Origin of the sequence: Hymenobacter nitidus, assembly GCF_020447315.1 — a bacterium.
GTDB classification, from domain to species: domain Bacteria; phylum Bacteroidota; class Bacteroidia; order Cytophagales; family Hymenobacteraceae; genus Hymenobacter; species Hymenobacter nitidus.
Genome location: NZ_JAJADQ010000026.1, coordinates 1 through 3,262, shown reverse-complemented (window position 1 = coordinate 3,262; position 3,262 = coordinate 1). Strand labels below are relative to the sequence as shown.

General features: G+C 53.0%; 2 rRNA genes. Both read right to left on the bottom strand.

Annotated elements, in window-relative coordinates:
• Positions 1-44: 44 nt before the first annotated feature.
• Positions 45-156: ribosomal RNA gene (gene rrf, locus LGH70_RS23430) — 5S ribosomal RNA — on the bottom strand.
• Positions 157-241: 85 nt separating this feature from the next.
• Positions 242-3,149: ribosomal RNA gene (locus LGH70_RS23425) — 23S ribosomal RNA — on the bottom strand.
• Positions 3,150-3,262 lie beyond the last annotated feature (113 nt).

Below are 3,262 nucleotides of genomic sequence, written 5' to 3'. Positions count from 1 at the left end.
ACTGCCCCCCGCAGCACGAAGTCGCGGGGGGCAGGGCTTGAAAAGGTTGGCGGCGACCGACTCTCCCGCCGGTGAAGGCAGTACCATAGGCGCTACGGGGCTTAACTGCTCTGTTCGGAATGGGAAGAGGTGAACACCCGTGCTAAAGCCACCATTAAGGTGTCAGTATCACTTGTTGTGAAACTGTCAAATCGTTGACGCAGGAAACGGGTAAGAACAAAAGAAAGCGGGGTGAGCGGATTATATGAAGCGTTCGGGTCATTAGTACGGCTCGGCTCGACCATTTCGGATCTTCGACCTGCCGCCTATCAACGTGGTAGTCTACCACGACCCTTCAATTGGGATATCTCATCTTGAGGTGAGTTTCGCACTTAGATGCTTTCAGCGCTTATCTCATCCCAGCGTCGCTACCCGGCGCTGCAACTGGCGTCACAACCGGTGCACGAGCGGCTGGTCCAACTCGGTCCTCTCGTACTAAAGTCAGGTCCTCTCAAATATCCAACGCCCACCACAGATAGGGACCGAACTGTCTCACGACGTTCTGAACCCAGCTCGCGTGCCACTTTAATCGGCGAACAGCCGAACCCTTGGGACCTTCTCCAGCCCCAGGACGTGACGAGCCGACATCGAGGTGCCAAACCTCCCCGTCGATATGAGCTCTTGGGGGAGATCAGCCTGTTATCCCCGGCGTACCTTTTATCCTTTGAGCGATGGCCCTTCCATGCGGAACCACCGGATCACTATATCCGTCTTTCGACCCTGCTCGGCTTGTAGGCCTCACAGTCAAGCCCGCTTCTGCTATTGCGCTCTGCGTACGGTTACCAAGCGTACTGAGCGGACCTTTGAAAGCCTCCGATACTTTTTTGGAGGCGACCACCCCAGTCAAACTACCCACCAGACACTGTTTCCCGGTTAGAGATTAGGCGCCAAGCAACACAAGGGTGGTATTTCAACGTTGACTCCACGATGGCTAGCGCCACCGCTTCATAGTCTCCCACCTATCCTACACATGTGTTACCCAGCGTCAATGTCAAGCTATAGTAAAGGTGCACGGGGTCTTTCCGTCCCGTGGCGGGTACTCGGCATCTTCACCGAGACTACAATTTCACCGAGCTCACGGCTGAGACAGCGCCCAAATCGTTACACCATTCGTGCAGGTCGGAACTTACCCGACAAGGAATTTCGCTACCTTAGGACCGTTATAGTTACGGCCGCCGTTTACCGGGGCTTCGATTCAAACCTTCGCCTTGCGACTAAGTTCCCCTCTTAACCTTCCGGCACCGGGCAGGTGTCAGGCCTTATACTTCCTCTTGCGAGTTCGCAAAGCCATGTGTTTTTGTTAAACAGTCGCTTGGGCCTTTTCACTGCGGCTTCTCCTATTGCTAGGAGGAAGCGTCCCTTCTCCCGAAGTTACAGGACCATTTTGCCGAGTTCCTTGGCCGTGATTCACTCGAGCACCTCAGGATTCTCTCCTTGACTACCTGTGTCGGTTTGCGGTACGGGTTACTAAAAGGTTAAAACGCTTAGCAGGTTTTCTTGGCAGTCTGATTAGGTACACTATCCCGTTGGCCGAAGCCGCCAGGTACTATCATGTTTCAGCAAAGTCAGCGGATTTACCTACTGTCTCTATACCTACGCACTTCAACGGGCACTTCCGTCCGCCCGCGGTACTTTCACTTCTGCGTCACTGCATCACTTCTTTCAGTAAGTGCTGGAATATCAACCAGCTGTCCATCGACGTAGCCTCTCGGCGTGGCCTTAGGTCCCGACTAACCCTGATCCGATTAGCGTTGATCAGGAAACCTTAGTCTATCGGTGGGCGGGTTTCTCACCCGCCTTATCGTTACTCATGCCTACATTTGCTTTTCTAGCCGCTCCAGCAACCCTGACAGGTCACCTTCACCGCTGACTAGAATGCTCCCCTACCACTTACGCATAGCGTAAATCCATTGCTTCGGTACCGGACTTGATGCCCGCGTATTATCGATGCCCTCTCGCTCGACCAGTGAGCTGTTACGCACTCTTTAAAGGAATGGCTGCTTCCAAGCCAACCTCCTGGCTGTCAAAGCAAGTGGACCTCCTTTGTTCAACTTAGTCCGAATTTAGGGACCTTAGCAGATGGTCTGGGTTCTTTCCCTCTCGGCCTGGGACCTTAGCACCCCAAGCCTCACTGCCGGCTATATTACTAGGCATTCGGAGTTCGTCAGGATTCGGTAGGCTATGACACCCCCTAGTCCTATCGGTAGCTCTACCTCCTAGTAACTCAACGCCGACGCTGTACCTAAATACATTTCGGGGAGTACGAGCTATTTCTCAGTTTGATTGGCCTTTCACCCCTACCCTCAAGTCATCCAAATCCTTTTCAACGGAAACTGGTTCGGACCTCCAGTTGGTTTTACCCAACCTTCATCCTGCTCAAGGGTAGATCACAAAGTTTCGCGTCTACCCCCTCTGACTCTGCGCCCTATTCAGACTCGCTTTCGCTGCGGCTCCATGTCTTCAGACATTTAACCTTGCCAGAGAGGAGTAACTCGTAGGCTCATTATGCAAAAGGCACGCCGTCAGCCCACTAAAGGCCTCCGACCGCTTGTAAGCACACGGTTTCAGGTTCTTTTCACTCCGGTATTCCCGGTTCTTTTCACCTTTCCCTCACGGTACTGGTTCACTATCGGTCTCTCAGGAGTATGTAGCCTTAGCGGATGGTGCCGCTGGATTCAGACGGGGTTTCTCCGGCCCCGCCCTACTCAGGAATCCTCTACCGTACTTGATCAGCTCGCTTACCGGACTCTCACCGTCTCTGGTCGACTTTCCCACGTCGTTCAGCTAAGATCAAATAATCAGATGTTGAGGTCCTACAACCCCGGACTGGCCGTAACCAACCCGGTTTGGGCTCGTCCCCGTTCGCTCGCCACTACTTGGGGAATCATTGTTATTTTCTGTTCCTCCGGGTACTTAGATGTTTCAGTTCCCCGGGTTTGCCCCATTCTGTAAACAGATGGTCTTGCAGCTTCACTGCAAGGGGTTGCCCCATTCGGAAATCTTGGGATTAACGGGTATGTGCCCCTCCCCCAAGCTTATCGCAGCTTATCACGTCCTTCATCGCCTCTGAGAGCCAAGGCATCCCCCGTGTGCCCTTCGTTACTTCTATATCTTCACTCTCTTGCGAGAGCGAAGGGCTCGGTATAACACGTAAACGTGCTATAATGCTTTGTTTTTTTCTTACTCGTTTTCCTACGTCAAAGAACTTATGACCTCCTGTTGA